At 67.8% G+C, this 21364-nt stretch carries 15 protein-coding genes; 12 read left to right on the top strand and 3 right to left on the bottom strand.

Features of this window, described 5'->3' with window-relative positions; genetic code table 11:
• Positions 1-6 precede the first annotated feature (6 nt).
• Genes tssC through tagF form a run of 12 tightly spaced genes read left to right on the top strand, consistent with a single transcriptional unit; the run spans position 7 to position 18208 of the window.
• On the top strand, positions 7-1521 hold the full coding sequence (gene tssC / locus AB4Y35_RS24370) for a type VI secretion system contractile sheath large subunit (protein ID WP_368690493.1): 1515 nt from the start codon (positions 7-9) through the stop codon (positions 1519-1521).
• A 49-nt stretch (positions 1522-1570) separates the two neighbouring features.
• Positions 1571-2062, top strand: coding sequence for an Hcp family type VI secretion system effector (locus AB4Y35_RS24365; RefSeq protein WP_368706330.1), 492 nt, complete (start codon positions 1571-1573; stop codon positions 2060-2062).
• 7 nt (positions 2063-2069) lie between these two features.
• Complete coding sequence (tssE, locus tag AB4Y35_RS24360) at positions 2070-2579, top strand: type VI secretion system baseplate subunit TssE (protein WP_368706329.1); 510 nt, start codon at positions 2070-2072, stop codon at positions 2577-2579.
• Positions 2576-4429, top strand: a complete 1854-nt coding sequence (gene tssF, locus AB4Y35_RS24355; RefSeq protein ID WP_368706328.1) for a type VI secretion system baseplate subunit TssF — start codon at positions 2576-2578, stop codon at positions 4427-4429. The genes tssE and tssF overlap by 4 nt, the downstream gene beginning before the upstream one ends.
• Complete coding sequence (tssG, locus tag AB4Y35_RS24350) at positions 4414-5430, top strand: type VI secretion system baseplate subunit TssG (protein ID WP_368706327.1); 1017 nt, start codon at positions 4414-4416, stop codon at positions 5428-5430. The genes tssF and tssG overlap by 16 nt, the downstream gene beginning before the upstream one ends.
• 4 nt (positions 5431-5434) lie before the next feature.
• Complete coding sequence (tssH, locus tag AB4Y35_RS24345; protein ID WP_368706326.1) at positions 5435-8038, top strand: type VI secretion system ATPase TssH; 2604 nt, start codon at positions 5435-5437, stop codon at positions 8036-8038.
• Positions 8025-10010: a type VI secretion system Vgr family protein gene (locus AB4Y35_RS24340; protein ID WP_368706325.1), complete on the top strand. Its 1986-nt coding sequence runs from the start codon at positions 8025-8027 to the stop codon at positions 10008-10010. The genes tssH and AB4Y35_RS24340 overlap by 14 nt, the downstream gene beginning before the upstream one ends.
• Positions 10007-11410, top strand: coding sequence for a type VI secretion system-associated FHA domain protein TagH (gene tagH, locus AB4Y35_RS24335; RefSeq protein ID WP_368706324.1), 1404 nt, complete (start codon positions 10007-10009; stop codon positions 11408-11410). Before AB4Y35_RS24340 ends, tagH begins: the two co-directional genes overlap by 4 nt.
• Before the next feature lie 8 nt (positions 11411-11418).
• Entirely contained in the window at positions 11419-12753 is a 1335-nt protein-coding gene (gene tssK / locus AB4Y35_RS24330) for a type VI secretion system baseplate subunit TssK (RefSeq protein WP_368690486.1), read from the top strand.
• 24 nt (positions 12754-12777) lie between these two features.
• Positions 12778-14130 carry a type VI secretion system protein TssL, long form gene (tssL, locus tag AB4Y35_RS24325; protein ID WP_368706323.1) on the top strand — a complete coding sequence of 451 codons (1353 nt, stop codon included), beginning with the start codon at positions 12778-12780 and terminating at the stop codon, positions 14128-14130.
• Complete coding sequence (gene tssM, locus AB4Y35_RS24320) at positions 14127-17651, top strand: type VI secretion system membrane subunit TssM (RefSeq protein WP_368706322.1); 3525 nt, start codon at positions 14127-14129, stop codon at positions 17649-17651. Before tssL ends, tssM begins: the two co-directional genes overlap by 4 nt.
• Entirely contained in the window at positions 17648-18208 is a 561-nt protein-coding gene (gene tagF / locus AB4Y35_RS24315; RefSeq protein WP_368706321.1) for a type VI secretion system-associated protein TagF, read from the top strand. The genes tssM and tagF overlap by 4 nt, the downstream gene beginning before the upstream one ends.
• Here the strand turns inward: tagF and AB4Y35_RS24310 are convergent.
• The 3 genes from AB4Y35_RS24310 to AB4Y35_RS24300 are packed head-to-tail and all read right to left on the bottom strand — an operon-like array spanning position 18205 to position 21283.
• Positions 18205-19542 (bottom strand): serine/threonine-protein kinase, encoded by a 1338-nt coding sequence (locus AB4Y35_RS24310; protein WP_368706320.1) that lies wholly within the window; start codon positions 19540-19542, stop codon positions 18205-18207. The two genes, tagF and AB4Y35_RS24310, sit on opposite strands and share 4 nt — an antisense overlap.
• A gap of 3 nt (positions 19543-19545) precedes the next feature.
• Complete coding sequence (locus tag AB4Y35_RS24305) at positions 19546-20439, bottom strand: DUF3365 domain-containing protein (protein WP_368706319.1); 894 nt, start codon at positions 20437-20439, stop codon at positions 19546-19548.
• A 19-nt stretch (positions 20440-20458) separates the two neighbouring features.
• Positions 20459-21283, bottom strand: a complete 825-nt coding sequence (locus AB4Y35_RS24300) for a hypothetical protein (protein WP_368706318.1) — start codon at positions 21281-21283, stop codon at positions 20459-20461.
• Between the last annotated feature and the right edge of the window lie 81 nt (positions 21284-21364).

The following is a 21364-nucleotide window of genomic DNA, read 5'->3' as shown; positions in this document are numbered from 1 at the left end:
CCCAAGATGGCAGACACCCAACTCGATCCATCCGCGTTCGCGCAGCCAGAAAGGCAGGAAGCCGACGCGGAAAGCCCCTCCGGCGAGTTTCAACAGCTCTTGCAGAAGGCATTCCGCCCGCGCACGGAGAAAGCGCGCGAAGCGGTGGAAAGCGCCGTGCGCACGCTCGCCGAGCAGGCGCTGCTCGACACGCACCGCGTGTCCGACGATGCGCTCGCGACCATCGAAGCGCTGATCGCGCGCATCGACGAAAAGCTGAGCGCGCAGATCAACGTCATCCTGCATGCAGAGCCGTTCCAGCAGCTCGAAAGCGCATGGCGCGGGCTCCACTACCTCGTCACCAACACCGAGAGTGACGAGAGCCTCAAGCTGCGCGTGATGAACATTTCGAAGGCCGACTTGCACCGGTCGCTGCGCAAGTACAAGGGCGTGGCGTGGGACCAGAGCCCGCTGTTCAAGCGGCTTTACGAGGAAGAGTACGGCCAGTTCGGCGGCGAGCCTTACGGCGCACTGGTAGCCGATTACTACTTCGACAACAGCGGACCCGACGTCGATTTCCTCACGCAGATGGGCAAGATCTCCGCCGCCGCGCACGCGCCGTTCATCGCGGGCGCGGACCCCGCCGTCATGCTGATGGACTCGTGGCAGGAGCTGGCGAATCCGCGCGATCTCACGAAGATCTTCCAGACGCCCGAGCACGCCGCATGGCGCTCGCTGCGCGATTCCGAAGACTCGCGCTATATCGGCCTTGCCATGCCGCGCTTTCTCGCGCGCACGCCCTACGGCGCGAAAACGAGCCCCGTCGAGGAGTTCGATTTCGAGGAAGACACCGCGGGCGCGGACGCGTCGAAGTACGCGTGGGCCAATGCGGCCTACGCGATGGCCGTGAACATCAACCGCTCGTTCAAGACGTGGGGCTGGTGCTCGCGCATTCGCGGCATCGAGTCGGGCGGGGTGGTGGAGAATCTGCCGGTCCACGCGTTTCCCACCGACGACGGCGGCGTCGACATGAAGTGCCCGACGGAAATCGCCATCAGCGACCGCCGCGAAGCCGAGCTGGCGAAGAACGGCTTCATACCGCTCGTCCACAAGAAGAATTCGGATATCGCAGCTTTCATCGGCGCGCAGTCGCTCAACAAGCCGATCGAATACGAAGACCCCGACGCCACGGCGAACGCGAACCTCGCTGCGCGCCTGCCTTATCTGTTCGCCTGCAGCCGTTTCGCGCACTACCTCAAATGCATTGCGCGCGACAAGCTCGGCAGCTTCAAGGAGAAGGACGACATGCAGCGCTGGCTGCAGGACTGGATTCTTCAGTACGTGGACGGCGACCCCGCCAACTCGTCGGAAGAGACGAAGTCGCGCCGGCCGCTCGCGGCCGCGGAAGTCGTGGTCGAGGAGGTGGAGGGCAATCCGGGCTACTACACCTCGAAATTCTATCTGCGTCCGCATTATCAGCTCGAAGGCCTGACCGTGTCGTTGCGGCTCGTTTCGCGGCTGCCGTCTGCAAAAGCGGCCTGAGCGATCGCCTTCATCAAATCTCCACTAACCCGATCAATAAGGAATCCAAATGGCAGTCGATATTTTTCTGAAACTTGGCACGGTCACGGGCGAGTCGCTGGACCAGACTCACAAGGACGAGATCGACGTGCTCTCCTGGAGCTGGAGCATGGATCAGTCCGGCACGATGCACCTCGGCACGGGCGGTGGTGGCGGCAAGGTCGACGTGCATGATCTGTCGATCACCAAGTACACGGATCATGCCACGCCGGCCATCATGACCGCGTGCGTGACGGGCAAGCACTTCCCCACCGGCAAACTCACCGTGCGCAAGGCGGGCGGCACCAAACCGCTGGAGTACTACACGATCGACCTCGAAAAGGTGCTCGTCACGAACTACGCGACGGGCGGCTCGGACGGCGAGGACCGCTTCACCGAAACGGTGACGCTCAACTTCGAGAAGTTCCACGTGACCTACCAGCAGCAGGACCCGACCACTGGCTCGGCGCTCGGCGGCGTGGTCGAGTGCAAGTGGAACATTCCGGCCAGCGCCACGACGTAAGCGGATCATGCGCACGAGAAACGCCGAGCGCGTGCAGCCCTCGCTGCTGGAGCGGCTGACCGACCATGCGCCCGAAGCGACCAGCGAAGTCCGCGAGCATCGGGCCAGTTCGGCGCGTGCGCAGCGCCTGAGCGTCATGCGCGATATCGGCTGGCTCCTCAATGCGCGGGGCATCGCGTCGGCGCAGGAGATCGCGCGCTATCCGTGCGTGGCCGACTCGGTGCTCAACTTCGGCTTCGCGGAGCTGGCGGGCAAGAGCGCGTCGGACGTGGACGTCACGCGGGTCGAACGGCTGATCGCCGAAGCCATCGGCGCGTTCGAGCCGCGCATCGTGCGCGGCACCTTGCGCGTGCGCGCCATTCAGTCCGGTGGCGTGGATATCGCACACCACGCGCTGGCGTTCATCGTCGAAGGCGATCTCCATGCGCATCCGGTGCCCGAGCGGCTTTATTTGCGCACGGAACTCGATCTGGAAGCCGGCAAGGCAAACGTGTACGAAGAGGTGACGCCCCGATGAACCCCGACTTCCTCCAGTACTACAGCCGCGAACTGCAGCATGTGCGCGAGATGGGCGGCGAGTTCGCCAAGGCGTTTCCGAAGATCGCGGGGCGGCTCGGTCTCGAAGGTTTCGACTGCGCCGACCCCTATGTGGAGCGCTTGCTCGAAGGTTTCGGCTTTCTGGCCGCACGCGTGCAGATGAAAATCGATGCCGAGTTTCCGCGCTTCACGCAGCATCTCGCCGAACTGGTGTATCCGCACTATCTCGCGCCGACGCCCGCGATGACGGTCGTGCAACTGCAGCCCGACAAGACTCACCCCGCGCTCGCGGACGGCGTTGCCGTGCCGCGCGGCACGCCCCTGCAGGGCCGCTTCGACGGCGAGCGCGCGACGCGCTGCGAGTTTCGCACGGCGCACGCGCTCACCTTGTCGCCGCTCGAACTGGTGGAGGCTCGCCTGTTTACGCACACCGGCGCGCTGCCCGGCGTCGCCGCCGCCACGCCGCGCGGCGTGAAGGCAGGCCTGCGCCTCAAACTGCGCGCGCTCGGCGAACGCAAGATCAACGACCTCGCCATCGATCATCTGCCCATCTACCTGCGCGGCAGCGACGGCACGGCGGCGAAGCTCCATGAACTGCTGCTCGGCTCGACGCTCGGCATCGCGACGCCCAGTGGCGTGCTGCCGCCTTCGTCGCTGCGCCCGCTCGGCTTCTCCGACGAAGAAGCGCTGCTGCCCGTGAGCGATCAATCGTTTCCGGGCTATCGCCTGCTGCAGGAGTATTTCGCATTCGCGCAGCGCTTCATGTTCGTCGGCATCGATGGATTGCATGCGCATTTCGCTCGCTGTGAAAGCCGCGAGATCGAGCTGGTCGTCCTGCTTTCGAAGGGCGATACTGCGCTCGAGCAACGGGTCGACCACGAGAATTTCGCGCTCCATTGCACGCCCGCGATCAATCTGTTTGCGCGCCGCGCCGATCGTATCGCGGTGACGGGTGAGCAGTTCGAGCATCACGTGGTGGTGGACCGCACGCGGCCGCGCGACTTCGAGGTCTATCGCGTGCAAAGCGTGACGGGCCATCGCTCGGGCGGCAGCGCGCCGATCGAGTTTCAGCCGTTCTACCGCATGCGCGATCTCGGCGCAGGCGACCCCGACACGGCGTTTTATCAGGTGCGGCGCGAGAAGCGTCTGCCGTCCGCCCGCGAGCAGGAGCGCGGCGCGCGTTCGTCGTATGCGGGCAGCGAAACCTGGATCGCGCTGGTGAATACGCACGAAGCGCCGTATCCCGGCGATCTGCATCAACTCGGTGTCAGCGTGCTGTGCACCAACCGCGATCTCACGCTGACCCTGCCGCTCGGGCGCGGCGAAACCGACTTCACGCTGGAACTCGAAGCGCCGGTTTCCGGCGTGCGCTGTGTCGCCGGGCCGAGCCGCCCGTTGCCATCCTACGCACAAGGGGCAGTCGCTTGGCGCCTCCTGAGTCACCTGTCGCTCAACTACGCATCGCTCGTGGACGACGCGAACGGGAGCGGCGCGCGCGCCATGCGCGACCTGCTCGCGCTCTACGCGCCCGAAGGCGACGGCGCGGCCGCGCGGCAGATCGAAGGTCTGCGCTCCATCGGCACGCGGGCGGTCACGCGCCGCCTGCCGTCGCGCGGGCCGATCGTGTTCGGGCGCGGCCTCGCGCTCGATGTGCTGCTCGACGAGAGCGGTTTTGAAGGGGCGAGCGCGTTTTTGTTCGGCGCGGTGCTCGCGCGCTTCTTCGAGCAATACGTGTCGATGAATTCGTTTACCGAGACCTTCGTCGCGTCGACGACGCGCGGTGAAATCATGCGCTGGGCGCCGGGGAGTGGGCAATGCCGGACGCTGTGATGCTATTCGAGCGCTTTTCCGCCGAGGCGAACCGCTTCGACTTCTTTCAGGCCGTGCGATTGGTGGAATGCGCGCATCGCGGGTTGCCGCGCGTGGGGTCGTCGCTGCGCCCGCGCGACGACGCGGTGCGATTCGGTCAGGAAGCCGAATTGATCTTCTTTCCGACGGCGCTGCGCCATTTCGCCAGCACGCAGGACACCGCACCGAAGCTCGCCGTGAACTTCTTCGGTCTGCTCGGCCCGAATGGCCCGATGCCCACGCATCTGACCGAATACGTGCGTCACCGCGCGCGTAACGCGGGCGATCCGACTTTCGCGCGTTTTCTCGACGTCTTTCATCACCGCATGGCCTCGCTGTTCTATCGCGCGTGGGCCACGGCGCAGCCGGTGGTGAGCCTCGACCGCGACGACGACGACCGGTTCTCCGCCTACGTGGGCACCGTGTTTGGCCTGAACGAAGGCGCGCTGCGCCATCGCGATACCGTGCCCGATTTCGCCAAGCTGCATTTCGCGGGGCTGCTCGCGGGGCCCACGCGCCACGCGGCCGGTTTGCGGATCGTGCTGTCGCGATTCTTTGGCTTGCCGGTGGCGGTCGTGCAAAACGTGGGGCACTGGATGAAGCTGCCCGAAGCTGCGCTGACGCGCGTCGGTTTGCGCGACGAAAGCGCCCGCATCGGCGTCGGCACGATGCTCGGGGCGAGAGTCTTCGATCGGCAGCACAAGTTCCGTGTGGTGCTCGGACCGCTTTCGCTGGACGACTACGAGCGCTTCCTGCCGGGCGGCGCAAGCCTCGCGCGGCTCGCCGACTGGGTGCGTCTGTACGTGCGCGATCCACTCGAATGGGACGTGAACCTGCAGTTGCGGCGCGCGCAGGTGCCGCGTCTCGCGCTGGGGCGCAAGCAGCGCCTCGGCTACACGGCCTGGCTGCACGCGCGCGCGGCTACGGCCGACGCGGCGCAACTCAAGCTGCGTCCGTTGGCCCCCTCTCATGCAAAGGACTAGTTCAATGGCAGACATCAGCCGCGCCGTCCTGTTCGGCAAACTCGATACGCTCAGTTTCGGCGCGATGGAGAGCGCGACCACGTTCTGCCGCTTGCGCGGCAACGCGTACGTCGAGCTTGCACACTGGCTGCATCAGATGCTGCAGATGCCCGATTCGGACCTGCATCGCGTGATCCGCCACGCCCATATCGAGCCCGCCGCGCTCGCGCGCGATCTGACCGAGGCGCTCGACCGGCTGCCGCGCGGGGCGGCGTCCGTCAGCGATATTGCATCGCAACTGGAAGAGGCCGTGGAGCGCGGCTGGGTCTATGCCTCGCTGCTCTTCGACGCGCCGAAGGTGCGCAGCGCGCATGTGCTCGTCGGCATGTTGCAGACGCCGGTGCTGCGCAACGCATTGCGCGGCATTTCGCGCGAGTTCGATCGCGTGAAGCTCGACGACCTCGTCGCGAACTTTGCCGACGTGCTCGACGGTTCGCCGGAAGCGTCGACGCCGGCGGCTGTCGTGGCGCAGGAACCCGACACGGCGCATCGCACCGACGACGCCTTGCAGCGCTTCACCGTCGACCTCACGGCCCAGGCGCGCGAGGGCCGGCTCGATCCCGTGGTGGGCCGCGACGCGGAGATTCGCCAGGTCGTCGACATCCTCATGCGGCGCAGGCAGAACAATCCGATCCTCACGGGCGAGGCGGGCGTCGGCAAGACGGCGGTGGTCGAAGGCCTCGCGCTGCGCATCGCGGCGGGCGACGTGCCGCCCGCGCTGCGCGACGTGAGCCTGCGCGCGCTCGACGTTGCGTTGCTGCAGGCCGGTGCGGGCGTGAAAGGCGAATTCGAGGCGCGGTTGCGCCAGGTGCTGGAGGCCGTGCAGGCGGCGCTGCATCCCGTGATTCTCTTCATCGACGAGGCGCACACGCTGATCGGCGCGGGCGGCGCGGCGGGCACCGGCGACGCGGCGAATCTGCTCAAGCCCGCGCTCGCGCGCGGCAGCGTGCGCACCGTCGCGGCGACGACGTGGTCGGAGTACCGCAGGCACATCGAAAAGGATCCGGCGCTCACGCGGCGCTTTCAGGTCGTGCAGGTTCACGAGCCCGAGGAGGCGCGCGCCGTGACGATGATGCGGGGCCTGGCCGCCGCGCTCGAAACGCATCACGGCGTGCAGGTGCTCGACGAGGCGATCGAGGCGGCGGTGAAGCTCTCGCATCGCTATCTGCCCGCGCGGCAACTGCCGGACAAGTCGGTGAGCCTGCTCGATACCGCATGTGCACGCGTTGCGGTGAGCCAGCACGCCACGCCGCCTGCCGTCGACGACGCGCAACGGCGTATCGATGCGCTCAACACGGAGCTGGAGGTGATCGGGCGCGAAACGGCGATCGGCATCGATACGGCGGCACGTCGCGATGCCGCGGCGGCGGCATTGCAAACCGAAACCGCGCGCCTTGCCGATCTGCACGCGCGCTGGCAGGTGGAGCGCGAGATGGTCGAGGACATCCTCGTGCGCCGCGAGGCGCTGCGGGAGGGCGCACCGCACGCCGATCTGGCCGCGTTGCGCGAACGCCAGGCGCAGCTCGCCGCGCATCAGGGCGACGCGCCGCTCGTGCTGCCGGGCGTGGACCGTCATGCGGTGGCGGCGGTCGTGCAGGACTGGACCGGCGTGCCCGTGCTCAACATGCTGAAGAACGAGATCGGCAATGTGTTGCGCCTGAACGAGGTGCTCGACCGCCGCATCATCGGCCAGCAGCATGCTACACAAATGATCGCGCGGCGCGTGCAGACTTCGCGCGCCGGTCTCGACGATCCGGACAAGCCCGTCGGCGTGTTTCTGCTCGCGGGCACGTCCGGCGTGGGCAAGACCGAGACGGCGCTCGCGCTCGCCGAGGCGCTCTACGGCGGCGAGCAGAACCTCATCACCATCAACATGAGCGAGTACCAGGAAGCGCACACGGTGTCGCTGCTCAAGGGCGCGCCGCCGGGTTACGTGGGTTTCGGCGAGGGCGGCGTGCTGACCGAAGCGGTGCGCCGGCGGCCGCACAGCGTCGTGCTGCTCGACGAAGTGGAGAAGGCGCATCCGGACGTGCACGAACTGTTCTTCCAGGTCTTCGACAAAGGCCGCATGGACGACAGTGAAGGCCGTTCCATCGACTTCCGCAATACGCTCATTCTGCTCACGACCAACGCGGGCACCGAGTGCATTGCGCAACTGTGCCGCGATCCGCGCACGAACCCGCCGATGGAGGTGATCGAACGCGAACTCCACGCGCAGTTGCTGGAGACGTTCCCGCCCGCGTTGCTCGGGCGTCTGGTGACCATTCCGTATTACCCGCTTTCCAGCGACATGCTGAGCGCCATCATCCGGCTGCAACTCGGCCGCGTGGCCGAGCGCGTGACGCTCACGCACGGCGTGCCGTTCACGTATGACGAGAGCGTGGTGGCGCAAATTGCCCAGCGCTGCACCCGCATGGATAGCGGCGGCCGCATGATCGACGCCATCCTCACCAACAGCGTGCTGCCGCGCATCAGCACCGAGTATCTTGCACGCGTGATGGACGGCAAAGCGCTTGCGCGTGTGCACGTGAGCGTCGAGGGCGAGGAGTTCGGCTATGCCTTCGACTGACCGCCATGTGCGCATGACCTGTGCGGCGCTCGGCGACGACGCGGTGTTTCTGCGCATGTCGACGAGCGAGGCGCTGGGACGCCTGAGCCGCTTCGAGATCGCATTTCTGAGCCTGCACAACGATATCGATCCGGGTGCGGTGCTCGGGCAGAACCTTTCCGTGACGCTCGATTATCCGGCGGGCGGGTCGCGCGAGTTCAACGGCATCGTCACGACACTGCGTCTGCTCGCACCCGGCGACGCCACGAAGAACCGCATGGCGCGCTACGAGGCGGTCGTGCATCCGCGCCTGTGGCTGCTCACGCGCGCTTCGCACCGGCGCTTCTTTCATCAGCGCACGGCGCCGCAAATCGTCGCGCAGGTGCTGGAATCGTACGACATCGACTTTCGCAACGCATGCACGGCGAGCTATCCGCCGCTCGACCATTGCGTGCAGTATCGCGAGCCGGATTTCGACTTCGTGAGCCGCCTCATGGAACGCGAAGGCATGCATTACTTCTTCGAACACGCAGGCGGCAAGCATACGCTCGTGCTGGCCGATTCCGGCGCGGAGCATCGGCCCATCGCGCACTACGAGTCGGTGCCGTTTCAGGGCTGGGACACGCCGGAACCCGACGAAGAATGCGTCTATCGCTGGCACGCGGGCGCGACGCTCGAAACGGGGCGCTACGAAGTCAACGACTACGACTTCGAAAAGGCCTCGGTGAGCAACAGCGAAGGGCTCGTTTCGCGCGCGACACGCAGCGCACCCTACGATCCGCCGCGCTATCTGATGCAGGAGCATCTGAGCGGACATCTGAAAGCGGGCGACGGCGAGCGGCTCGCGCGCATCAACGTGGAGATCCATCAAACGCAGAACGACGCGATGGAAGGGCGTACCACCGCGCGCGGCATCGCGGCGGGCGGGTTGTTCGGGCTGCGCGATCATCCGGGCGGCGCGCAGAACCGCCAGTATCTCGTGATCGAGAATCAGGCCGAGATCGTATCGGATGCCTACGTCTCCACGAACGACCCCACGCAGCCGCTGTTCGACAGCCATTTCAGGGCGATTCGCAGCGACAACTCGTTCCGTTCGCCGCGCATCACGCCCATACCTCGCGCGGCGGGCCCGCAGACCGCGGTCGTGATCGGCCCGCCGGGCGAGGAGATTCTCACGGACAAATACGGGCGCGTGAAAGTGCAGTTCCACTGGGAGCAGCTTTCGCAGGCAGGCGGCGCGGATCGGCTCGATCGCTGCTGGGTGCGCGTCGCGCAGGGCTGGGCGAACCGGCGCTGGGGGGCGATGTGCCTGCCGCGTATCGGCCAGGAGGTGCTGGTGGATTTCATCGAAGGCGATCCCGACCGGCCTGTGATCGTCGGCGCGGTCTACAACTCGACCAACATGCCGCCGTACGACCTGCCCGCGCAGAGCGCGGTGTCCACGCTCAAGAGCCAGTCGACGAAAGGCGGCAACGGCTACAACGAAGTCCGCTTCGACGACCGCAAGGGCGGCGAGCAGATGTTCTTTCACGCCGAGCGCGATCACGAAACGTGGGTCAAGCACGACGCGCTGATGAACGTCACTGGCGAGCGGCATCTGCGCGTCGGCGGCGGCGAGTTTCGCGAGACGCGCGGCGCGCGCAACGATTCGGTGCTGGGCAGCAGCACGTCGCGTGTGCTTGGCAGCGTCTCGGCGGCGAGCATGACGACGCATGCGCAGTTCGTGGGCGAGGCGTATTCGCTCGACGCCGGCGCGGCCGTGCACATCAAGGCGGGCGCGGCCGTGGAGATCGAGGCGAGCGCGACCATCGCGCTGCGCGCGGGGGCGGCGTACATCCTCATCGGCCCGGAAACGATCGAGATGTCGAGCTTTCCGATTCCGCTCGGCCCGGGCGTGCCGCCGGTGCCGCTTGCCGTGCCGCCCGCGCCGCCCAGGCCGCCGCGCGACGCCGACGACGGCACGAGCAAGATTCGCAATCAGGAGGCCCCGTGAGATTGACGCTGACTGTAGAGGGCGGCGAAGCCGGCGAGCACGCCGCGCCACAAACCATGGAGATCGATGAGCGCGCAACCATTGGCCGCGCGCCGGAAAGCACGGTGGTGCTGAACGACGCGCAACGTGGTATTTCGCGCATGCAGGCGAGCATCGAACGCCGTGGGAACACTTACGTGCTGGTCGATGCCGGCAGCAACCCGACGCTCCTGAACGGCGAGGCGCTGAACGGCTCGCGCGAGGCGGTGTTGTCCGATGGCGACCAGATCGGGATCGGCGCTTATACGCTTGCGGTTTCGCTCGAAAAAGGCGAGGAAAGCTGGGCGCCCATCGATCAAACGCTGATGACGCAACCCACGCCCACGCAGCCGCCTGCGGCGAGCCTGCCGGGCACGCCGGAGTTCGAGGCGCCGCCGGGCCCGCCGCTCATCCCCGACGACTGGGATGCGCCGCGCGCTTCCGGCACGCCGCATCCCCTGCGCGACGACGCGCCGTTCACGCCCGACCCGCTCGCGGCGACGCCGCTGCTGCGCGAACCGGGCCATTTCGGCGGCGATGCGAATCAGGCGCTGCTGGACGTGCTGGGCGCCGCCGACCCGTTGCGCGACGCGCCCGCGCGGGTGGCGCGCGAACCTGCCGCGCCCTCACGCAGTTTCGAGCATGTGTCGCCGGAAAAAGCGCTGGCTGCGCTACCGGTACACCGGTCCGAGGACGCGCGCGTCGCGACGCCGGAGACGCGCCCCGCAGCCCCGCGCGCGGACGATTCCGCAGTGCCGGAGACGCGCCCCGCGGCCCGGCGCGCGGACGATTCCGCGGTGCTCGACGCATTGCTGGAGGGCCTCGGCATCGCGCCCGCCGATGTCGCCCACCTGAGCGCGCCGGAAGTCGCGCGCCTTACCGGTGCGCTGTTGCGCGAAGCCACGGAGGGCACGATGAGCGTATTGCGCTCGCGTGCGATGGCGCGCCGCGAGGCCCGCATGGCGATGACGATGATCGAGGCGCGCGACAACAACCCGCTGAAGTTCTTCCCCGACGCAGACCGCGCCTTGACGCAAATGCTGGGCGCGCCCGGGCGCGGCTATCTCGCGCCGGACGAAGCCTTGCGCGCCGCCTACCGCGATATCCAGGCGCACGAACTCGCGCTCGTCGCCGGCATGCGCGCCGCGTTCGACGACGCCATGGCGCGCCTCGACCCCGCCGCGATCGAGCGCTCGCTCGATGCGCCCTCCGGCCTCGAGGCGCTCGTCGGCAATCGCCGGGCGCGCCTGTGGCAGCGCTTCGTGAAGACGTGGGAGCAGGTGTCGCGCGACGCGGGCGACGATTTCCAGCAGCGCTTTGGCGAACCGTTCGGCCGCGCCTATCAGGCACAGCTCGACGCGCTGCAATTTCCGAAGGATTGAGTCATAGCATGTACTGGAACAACAGAGTCATCTGGTCTGAGGGCATGTTCCTTCAGCCGCAGCATCTCCAGCAGCACGACCGGCACGTCGAGGCGCTGCTCGCGGGCCGCGTGAACGGCCTGCGCGCCTATGGCTGGGGATTCACGACGCTGGAGATCGACGAGGCGCTGCTCAAGCTCGGCAAACTGGCGTTGCGCGCGGCGGCAGGCGTGCTGCCCGACGGCACGCCGTTCAACCTGCCCGCGGACGACGATCTGCCCGAACCGCTCGATATTCCCGAAAACGCCGCGAACGTCACGGTGATGCTCGCGCTGCCGGTGCGCCGCGCCGGCGCGCCCGAGTCGGGCGGCGACGGGCACGCCGACGATCTCGCGCGTTACGGCGCGGGAGACTTCGAAGTGCACGACAGCAACGACGCCGACGCGCCCAGCACGTTGCTGCAGATCGGCAAGCTGCGCCTGCGCCTCGCGCTCGCGCCCGAGGTGGCCAATGCGCATGCGTGCGCGGGCGTGGCGCACGTGGTCGAGCGCCGTAGCGATGGCCGCGTCGTACTCGACGACGACTACTGCGCGCCGTGCCTGGACTATCGCGTGGCTGGCCGCCTCGCGCGCTTCTCGACCGAACTGGGCGGCCTGCTTCAGCAGCGCGGCGAAGCGCTCGCCGGGCGCCTCGCCCAACCCGATGGCGCGGGCATGGCCGAAATCGCCGATTTCCTGCTGCTGCAGATCGTCAATCGCGCGCAGCCGCTCGTCACGCACTTCAATGCGATGGATGGTTTGCATCCCGAAGCGTTCTATCAGTCGTGCATCGCGCTGGCGGGCGAACTGGCCACCTTCAGCCAGGCGGGGCGGCGGCCGCCCACGTTCGCGGCCTACCGGCACGACCGGCTCAAGGAGACGTTCGAGCCCGTGATCGATGCGCTGCGGCTCGCGCTCTCGCGCGTCGCCGATCCGCAGGTCGTGGCGATTGCGCTCGAAGAACGCAAATATGGCTTGCGGGTGGCGCGGGTCGCGGACCGCACGCTCTTTGCCGGCGCGACCTTCGTGCTCGCGGTGCGGGCGCAGGTGCCGGCCGGCACGCTGATTTCCGCGTTCACGAGCCAGGTGAAGATCGGCAGCATCGAAAAGATCCGCGATCTCGTGAACCTGCAGCTGCCAGGCATCGCGTTGCGCGCGCTGGCGGTCGCGCCGCGCCAGTTGCCGTTCCATGCGGGCTACAGCTATTTCGAACTCGACGACCACAACGAAGCGTGGGCAACGCTGGCGGCTTCCGCGGGCATGGCGCTGCACGTGGCGGGCGAGTTCCCGGGGCTCGCGATGGAACTCTGGGCCATCCGTCATTGAAGTCTCGCATCGAGGACCCTTGCCATGACCGATAGCACGAACGCGCCGCTCGACGACGCGGACTATCTCGACGCGGCGCGCACGATCCGCATGCCGACGCCGGGGCGCAAGCGCGAGCGCGCGGCCGGCGCCGAAGCCGAACCCGCGCCGCCGCGCAAGCCGCAAGCCGCCGGGCCCGCGCTCGCGCCGCTCGATGCCGCGATCGCCGGGCGCAACCCGCTGCTGCGCGCGGCCAATCCGTTGCTGGAACTCGCGCTGCCGCTGCGCCGCCTGCCGAGCCACCCGGACCTCGACACGCTGCGCGCGCAGCTGATCCAGATGGTGCGCCGCTTCGAAGCCGACGGCCGCGCGTTCGGCGTGCCCGACGCGCAGCTCGGCCCGGCGCGCTATTGCCTGTGCACCTTCATCGACGAGGCCATCGCGGCGACGCCGTGGGGCGCGGGAGTCTGGGGCCGCAGGAGCCTGCTCGTGACGTTTCACAACGAGGCCTCCGGCGGCGAGCGGCTGTTCGTCATGTTGCAGCGGCTCGCGCAAACCCCCGCTGCCGATATCGACCTGCTCGAACTGATCTACGTGATGCTCGCGCTTGGCTTCGACGGGCGCTACCGGCTCATCGAAGGCGGCAAGCGTCAGCTCGACGAGATTCGCGAACGCCTCGAACAGATGATCCGCGCGCAACGCGGCCCGGTCGAGCGCGCGCTGTCGCCGCATTGGCAACCCGCGGAGCAGGCGCGCGAACGGACGCTGGGTTTCGTGCCGCTGTGGGTCGCGCTGGCGCTCGCGGCCCTCGTGCTGATGGCGACGAGCCTCGTGCTCGGGCTGCGCATCAACGCGTTCTCCGACCCGGTGTTCGAGGCGATGCGCGGGATTCGCGTGGCGCCCGCGCCCGTGCTCGCGGCCAAGACGCAGGCTGCGCCGAAGTTCGCGTCGGCGCTCGATGGCTTTCTCGCGCCGGAAATCGCGCAAGGGCTGGTCACGGTCGGCGAATCGGGGGACCGCACGACCGTGACCATCAACAACAGCGCCGAAGGCACGCAGATCTTCGCGTCCGGCAGCGCCGAACTCGACCCGCGTTTCGTGCCGCTCGTGCAGCGCATCGGCGAGGCGCTGGCGGACAAGCCGGGCAATGTCGTCGTGATCGGGCATACGGACGACCAGCGCATCGTGTCGGCGCGCTTTCCTTCCAACGTCGCGCTCTCGCAGGCGCGCGCGGAGACGGTGCGCGCGATCCTCGCGGCGCATCTCGCGGACCCTGCGCGTGTGAGCGCCGAAGGCCGCGGCGATACCGAGCCGGTCGCTTCGAACGACACCGCGGCGGGCCGCGCGCGCAACCGCCGCGTGACCATCGCCATTCTTGCGCCGGGAGCCGCGCCATGAAGTGGATCCAGTGGTTCAAAAGGCCCGCTGTCGTGACGTTTGCGGGCGTACTGGCGCTTTGCGCGCTGGTCTGGTTCGAAGGGCCGCTCGTGGCGTTCAATGGCTCGGCGCCGCTCGAGAGCAGCGCCAGGCGCTGGGCCGTGATCGCGTTCATCCTCGCGTGCTGGGCGCTCTATTGGGGCGTCCGGTTTGCCAAGGCGCGCATCGCCAGTTCGACGTTCGTGCAGAGCCTCGTGGCCGATGCGCTCGACCCCGCGAAGCACGCACCGGACCCCGCGCGCAAGGCCGCCGATGCCGACGTCGCGGTACTGCGCACGCGCTTCGAGGCGGCGCTGAAGACACTGCGCGAGTCGCGCGCGCCTGCTGGCGGGGCGCGCGGCATGCGGCGCGTGTTCGCGTGGCTCGCCCCGTGCCGCGAGACGCTCTACGACTTGCCGTGGTATCTGTTCGTCGGCGCGCCGGGCGCGGGCAAGACAACCGCGCTGGCGCACTCGGGGCTGCGCTTCCCGCTCGCGGACCGGCTCGGCGCGCAGGCGGTGGGCGGCGTGGGCGGCACGCGCAACTGCGACTGGTGGTTCACGGACCACGCCGTGCTGCTCGACACTGCCGGCCGCTTCACCACGCAGGACAGCCACGAGCAGGCCGATCGCGGCGCATGGCTCGGTTTTCTCGGGCTGCTGCGCAAGTACCGGCCGCGCCGTCCGCTCGACGGCGTGATGGCCGTGGTATCGGCCGCCGATCTGCTGCAACAGTCCGACGCCGAGCGCGCCACCTATGCCGCTGCAATCCGCGAGCGACTTGCCGAACTAAACCAGCAACTCGGTGTGCACCTGCCGGTGTACGTCGTCGTGACGAAAACCGACATGCTCGCAGGCTTCTCCGAGTATTTCGACGACTTCGGGCGCGACGAGCGCGAGCAGGTCTGGGGCATGACGTTCCCGCTCGCGTCGGAGAACGAGGCCGGCGAAGGCAGTGCGCCGCTCGCGCGGTTCTCCGAAGAGTTCGGTCTGTTGCATGCACAACTGCAAGGCCGCGTGCTGCAACGCATGCAGCAGGAAACCGACGTGCGGCGTCGCGCGCTGATCTATGCATTCCCGCAGCAGTTCGCGGGCATCGAGCGCGCGTTGCGGCGGTTTCTCGAAGAGGCATTCGGCGAGTCTCGTTTTGCGCGCGCGCCGTCGCTGCGCGGCGTGTACTTCACGAGCGGCACGCAGAGCGGACGTCCACTCGACCGCATGATGAGCGCGATGGCGGCATCGTTGGGTTTGAGCCGCGAGGTCGTGATGGCGGACGCATCGAGCGGGCGCGCGTATTTCGTCAAGCGGCTGCTGCGCGACGTGATTTTCGCCGAGCAGGGCATCGCGGGCAGCGATCCGCGCGCCGTGCGGCGGCGCGCGCGCATTCAGCAGGCAGCGATCGCAGGCATCGCCGTGTTGCTGGCGGCGGGGCTGATCGCCCTGTTCGCGAGCGACCGCGCGAATCGCCGTTTCGTCGATGCAAGCCGTCAGCAGATCGCCGCGCTCGCCGAGCTTGCGAAGAAGACCAGCGCGGGCGACAGTCCGCTTACGGTCCTGCCGCTGCTCGACGCGGCGCGCGATCTCCCCGGTGGTGAAGCGGAGCGCGCTTCGCGTGACACGCCGTGGTGGGCGCACCTGGGCCTCGATCAGCGCGAGAAGCTCGGCCTGGAAGCGCAGCGTGTGTACCAGCGCCTGTTGCGGCAGACCTTGCTGCCGATCGTCGTGCAAAGCATGGAGGACCAGCTTCGCCGCGGCAGCGCGGAAGATCCCGCCACGCTCTACGAAGCCCTGCGCGCGTACCTGATGCTGGGCGACCCGACGCATTTCGACCCGGACGCGCTGCAGGTTTGGGCACTGCGTACCTGGCGAACAGGTTCGATGAAAGACGCGAGCGACGCGCAGCGCGCGGACATCGAGCAGCATTTGCAGGCGCTGTTCCGGCGTGGCGAGTTCGATTCGAACTTGCCGCTCGATCAGAACCTGATCGCGCAGGCGCGCGCCGTGCTCAACCGGGTGCCGCTCGCGCAGCGCCTGACCGGTCGTATCGATCAGCAACTCGCACAACTGCGCCTGGCAGATTTCACCGTGGCGAAGGCGGCGGGGCCGAGCGGGCAGATCGTGTTCGTGAGACGCAGCGGCGCGCCGCTCACGCAAGGCATCGAGGGTGCCTACACGCGTGCGGGCTTCGACGCGTTCGTGCGTTTGCGCGAAGCGGCGCTCGCCAATCTGTCGAAGGACGACTGGGTGCTCGGCGCGGGCCAGACGCATACGGATGCGCAAAGCACTGAGGCATTGCGCGCGGCGCTGACGCGGCTCTACAGCGAGGAGGCGATCCGCCAGTGGGACGCGTTGCTTGCCGATATCGCCGTCGTGCCGTTCAGCGCGCCGGATCAGGGTGCGCGCATCGCGAACCTGCTCGGCTCGGCGAATTCGCCGTTGCGCGCGCTGATCCAGGGCGTTGCGCGCGAAACGACCTTCACGCCGCCGGCCCCGGCGCCCGGCAAGCTCGACGCGCTCAAGAACCGCATCGGCGCGCAGGCGGAGCAGCCCGCCGCGCCGACGCCCGTCGATACGCATTTTCAGGTGCTGCACGATCTGGCGGGCGCGGTGCTCGACGAATACATCAACGCTCTCAAGGACGCCGCAGCGACCCTGCAGGCCGAAGACACGGCACGCAGGCAGTCGCTGCCGCCGCCCGCCACGGGCCCGCTCGACCACCTGAAGCTGCTCTCGCAGAACGCGCCCGCGCCGCTCGCAGCGGTGCTGCAAGGCGTAGCGGGCAACGCCGATACCGTGCAGATCCAGGGCCAGCGTGCGCAGTTGCAGACGCTCTGGGCCACGACGGTCGCGCCCGCGTGCAGGCAGGCGCTCGACGGCCGCTACCCGCTCGTGAGGACCTCGACGCGCGACGCCGCGCCCGACGACTTCGCGCGCGTGCTGGCGCCGGGCGGCCTGATCGACGCGTTCTTCCAGAAGAATCTGCAGAATCGCGTGGATACGTCCGGCACGGTATGGAAGTGGCGGCCCGAGGCGAAATCACTCGGTATTCCTGACGATGTGCCGGTGGCGTTCCAGCGTGCGGCGACCTTGCGGGACGCCTTGTTCCGCGACGGCGGTCACGACGTGTCCGTGCGCTTCTCGGCGAAGGTGGTCTCGCTCGATCCATCGGTGAAGCGCTTCGTGCTCGATATCGACGGCACGCAGCTGAGCGCGACGAGCGATGCGCCCAACGCCACCGCCGCGTTCCAGTGGCCGAGCGGGAAGGGCACGGGGCAGGCGCATGTCGAACTCGACCCCGCGGCTGCGCCGCCGCCTCGCGCGGAAGGGCCCTGGGCGCTGTTCCATCTGCTCGACGCAGCGCGCATCGAGCAGGCCGGACAGGCCGATCATTTCAACGCCACATTCGACGGCGGCAAGGTCACGCTCGCGCTCGTGGCCGGCAGCGTGAACAATCCGTTGCGCGCGGGCGTGCTCAATGGCTTTCGTTGTCCGGCCACGCTATGAACGCAGATGATCGAATCGACGCCGGCTTTTACGGCAAGGTCCGCACGCATGGCGATTTCGTCGGACGCGGCCTTTCCGCGGCTTTCGTCGGCCGTTGGGACGCGTGGCTGCAGCGCGGCCTGCTGGCCGCGCGCGAGCGCCATGCCGGAGACTGGCTCGAGCGCTATCTGGAGATGCCCGTGTGGCGCTTTTCGGCGCCGCCCTCCGTGATCGACGACTGCGCCTGCACCGGCGTGCTCATGCCCGGCATCGACGCCGTGGGGCGCTATTTCCCATTCGTGATCGCGCGGCGGATCGAAAGCGGAGCGCGCGCCATCGATTCGCGCTGGCACGACGAGGCAAGCGCACTGGCCCTGTCCACGCTGGCGCCTTCGTTTTCGCTCACGGCATTCGAGTCGAAGCTCGCTGCGCTACGCGAACAGCCAGTCGCGTTGGCATCCAGCGAAGGCGCCAGTATGTGGTGGACTCAGTCGGACGGCGTGATGCATCGGCACGAAGGTGCGCTAGATGCACGTGTGTTCGTGGATCTGCTCGACGCGTACGACATCGCGGACTAGTCGCCGTCGATGCCCCATTCGCGGCGCAGCGCTTCGCGGTGCGGCTCCGGCACGGCGTCGAGCAGTTGCGCGTGGAAGGCGCGCAGATCGGTGGCGTGGGTGGCGGCGCGGCGCGCCACGATACGGGCGATGGGGCCGAGAAGCGTCGAGAGGCGCGAGGTGGCTTCGTTGACGCTTTCGGCGCTGATGGTCTGCGCGCCGGTCGCGCGCGGCGCACCGGCGCCCACCGGAATCAACAGCGAATCGAAGTCGCGCCGCGCGTCGTCGGTGGGCAAGTGGGCGCTCAGGCGTTCGCGCAGCGTATCGATGTTCGTCGCGCCTACACACGCCCGCCGCACCAGCAGCGACGCCACGGGCCCGACATGGCTCGCGAGGCGCTTCTCCAGGTGCGCGACGAGTTCGGGGTCGAGCGGGGTCTGCGTCGGCGGCGTGGGGATCGGCGCTTCGAAGGCCGCATGCGCGAGAACGGTTCGTTCGGCATCCTCATGGGCATCGGCAGAGAGTGCCGCAAGCAGCGTATCGCGCCATGCGCGCGCGCCGGCGTAGCGCATCTGGGGGCGCTTTTCCATGCCCTTCATCACCAGGGCGTCTACATACGCAGGCAAGCCGGGCGCGAGCGCGGAAGGGGGCGGCGGCATGTCGTCGAGAATCTTGCGCATCACGGCGCCCGGCGTGCCCGCGAACGGGCACACGCCGGTAAGCATTTCGTAGAGCACGACGGCGGCGCTGAAGAGATCGGAGCGTGCATCTACGGCGTCGCCGGTGAACTGTTCCGGCGACATATAGCTCGGCGTGCCGAGCAGCGTGCCGGTTTGCGTGAGCTTGGACGTGTCGAGCTGCGCGATGCCGAAGTCCGCGACCTTGCATTCGCCGCGCGGCGAGATCAGCAGATTGGCGGGCTTGATGTCGCGATGCACGATGCCTGAGCCGTGCGCGTAGTCGAGTGCATCGAGCAGTTGCGCGAACCAGCGCAGGGCGGCCAGCGGATTCATCTGCGTGCCCGCGCGCGCGTGCAGCGCGAGATGCGCTGCGAGGGTTTCGCCGCGCACGTATTCCATCGTGATGAAGGCCGTGTCTCCCGTTTCGCCATAGTCGTACACCGCGACGATGTGCGGATGGGCGAGACGTCCCGCAGCGCGCGCTTCGTTCAGAAAGCGCGCGGTGAGTTCATGATCCGTTTCGCCGCCTGCGGGCCGCTCGATGGTCTTGAGCGCCACCTTGCGCTCGATGCGCGGGTCGAAAGCCAGATACACCACGCCCATTGCGCCGCGTCCGAGCACGCGCTCGATCACGTAGCGGTCGAAGGTCGTGGGGATGTCGACGGAGTGGGACATCGCTTACGTCTGCTCTTCGTCGAGAATGCGGAACGCTTCGATGAGGCTGGTCTGCATGCGTCCGAAGGACACCGCAAGCGAGGCGATTTCATCCGATCCGCCCGTCGGCAGCGTTGTTGCGTCGAGCTTGCCGAGGCTCATTTCGTCGGCAGCGCGAGACAGCGCACGGATCGGACGCGTGATCAGCACGTGCATCATCAGGTTCATCACGATCAGCACGACCGCGAACACGGCGCTGAGCGAAAGCATGAACGTGCGCCAGACGGCGCGCCCGCGCGCGATGGGCTGCGCCATCGGCACGGACACGAACTCCGCGCCGATCACCTCGTTCATGGTCCAGCCGAAGCCGTTCGAGCTGCCGTACTTCTCGATCATCGTCGCGGGCGCGGCGTTCGGCGTGCTATGGCACTGCATGCAGGCGGTGTCGGTAATGCTGCTGGGCCGCGCGAGGAAGAACGAGCGGCCGCCCGGCGCATCGCGCTGGCCGGTCAGTTCCTTGAGTTCCGGATGATCGTGCAGATGGCGGATGACGTCGGTCTCCCAGTCGGTCGGGCGGTCGCGCGGATTGGTCGGGTTGAGCATCGTGGCGTTGTACGAGAAGTTCGGGAAGTCCTTCCCCAGCAGCTTGAGCATCTCGATGGCCGAAAACGCTGGGATCGATTCGGGCACGAAGCTGTACTTGATCTGCGTGGCGAGCAGCGGCGTGACGTGCGCCGCCGTGTAGCTCTGCATCGACGACGCGGCGCTCGCGAGGATATTGGCGTCGTGCGCGGTTTCTTCGAGCGCCTGCTTTTGCAGCAGACGGTCGGAGACCACGCCGATCACCACCAGCGCGATCGCGAAGATGAGCAGGAATACCAGGTTGAATTTGACGCTGAGCGAGAGTCCGGGCTTCATGGCAGTGAAGGTTCGAGCCTTATGGATAGCGCACTTTGCGAACGCCTGGCCGTTCGGGCGGATAGAGCAGGACGCGCCAGTCGGGCAGGGTGTTCAGATGCGCCTGAACATCGTGGCGAAACGCACGATCGGTCAGACGCGAGCGAAAACGTGCGGGAAAGCTCTTGCGCGCGGGCAGCTTGCTGTCCAGCCACGGCGCGATGTCGTCGTAAGTCGCGGCGTGCGAGGGCGGCGCAATGTGTGCGGGCCTGGCGACGGCGAGCGGCTGCAAGGCGTCGCGAAACGCGACCGGCATGCCCGTGACGAAAGCGTCGGTGGGGCGCGCCGAGATCTGCACATGGCCGGGGCTGCCGATGCTCGCGAAGCGGCCGGTTGGTATCGGCGTAGGCGGCTTGGCCGCGAAGGTCTGCGTGCCGGTTTCACTGAATACGTTGACCGTTTGCGTGTCATCGGGCCCAGCGATGATCGCTGCCGCGCTCGCTCCAATATCGAGCGCGCCGGGTTCCATGTCCACGCGGACCTGGGCGCAACGCGCGCTTGCGCACACGGCTGCGGCGATCTTCAGCCAGCCGCTGAGCAAGGCGACATGGGTGTCGGCCATGAGCATCGCGCGAGTTCGCGGACCGAGCGCGACGAGCGTGCCGTGCTCGTCCTGCAGATGCGCCACGCCTTCGCGCGATTCGAGCAGGTCGCCGTCGCGCAAGGTGTCGCCCGCCGCTGCCGATGTCACGTTCGCGCCGCGCACGACGCCGACGGGTGCATCGGTGCTCGCGAGCCGCCAGTCGGCGTACGCGGGCGACGCAAGCGCCGCCGCTATGACGAAGCCCGCTGCCCAAATGTGCAATCGATGATCCATGCCGAGCCATTGATCGAGGGTTCCTCAACACAACAGCCCGGCGGCGAAATTATTCCGCGCCGGCCTTGG

Origin of the sequence: Paraburkholderia sp. EG286A (genome assembly GCF_040965375.1) — a bacterium.
GTDB lineage: Bacteria > Pseudomonadota > Gammaproteobacteria > Burkholderiales > Burkholderiaceae > Paraburkholderia.
The sequence above is the reverse complement of the archived record's forward strand: the minus strand, read 5'-3'. Positions and strand labels throughout refer to the sequence as shown.

Bases quoted from the DNA above. Each gene is read 5' to 3' on its own strand.
- tssC (WP_368690493.1), top strand. From the start codon at position 7: ATGGCAGACACCCAACTCGATCCATCCGCGTTCGCGCAGCCAGAAAGG.
- AB4Y35_RS24365 (WP_368706330.1), top strand. From the start codon at position 1,571: ATGGCAGTCGATATTTTTCTGAAACTTGGCACGGTCACGGGCGAGTCG.
- tssE (WP_368706329.1), top strand. From the start codon at position 2,070: ATGCGCACGAGAAACGCCGAGCGCGTGCAGCCCTCGCTGCTGGAGCGG.
- tssF (WP_368706328.1), top strand. From the start codon at position 2,576: ATGAACCCCGACTTCCTCCAGTACTACAGCCGCGAACTGCAGCATGTG.
- tssG (WP_368706327.1), top strand. From the start codon at position 4,414: ATGCCGGACGCTGTGATGCTATTCGAGCGCTTTTCCGCCGAGGCGAAC.
- tssH (WP_368706326.1), top strand. From the start codon at position 5,435: ATGGCAGACATCAGCCGCGCCGTCCTGTTCGGCAAACTCGATACGCTC.
- AB4Y35_RS24340 (WP_368706325.1), top strand. From the start codon at position 8,025: ATGCCTTCGACTGACCGCCATGTGCGCATGACCTGTGCGGCGCTCGGC.
- tssK (WP_368690486.1), top strand. From the start codon at position 11,419: ATGTACTGGAACAACAGAGTCATCTGGTCTGAGGGCATGTTCCTTCAG.
- tssL (WP_368706323.1), top strand. From the start codon at position 12,778: ATGACCGATAGCACGAACGCGCCGCTCGACGACGCGGACTATCTCGAC.
- tssM (WP_368706322.1), top strand. From the start codon at position 14,127: ATGAAGTGGATCCAGTGGTTCAAAAGGCCCGCTGTCGTGACGTTTGCG.
- tagF (WP_368706321.1), top strand. From the start codon at position 17,648: ATGAACGCAGATGATCGAATCGACGCCGGCTTTTACGGCAAGGTCCGC.
- AB4Y35_RS24310 (WP_368706320.1), bottom strand. From the start codon at position 19,542: ATGTCCCACTCCGTCGACATCCCCACGACCTTCGACCGCTACGTGATC.
- AB4Y35_RS24305 (WP_368706319.1), bottom strand. From the start codon at position 20,439: ATGAAGCCCGGACTCTCGCTCAGCGTCAAATTCAACCTGGTATTCCTG.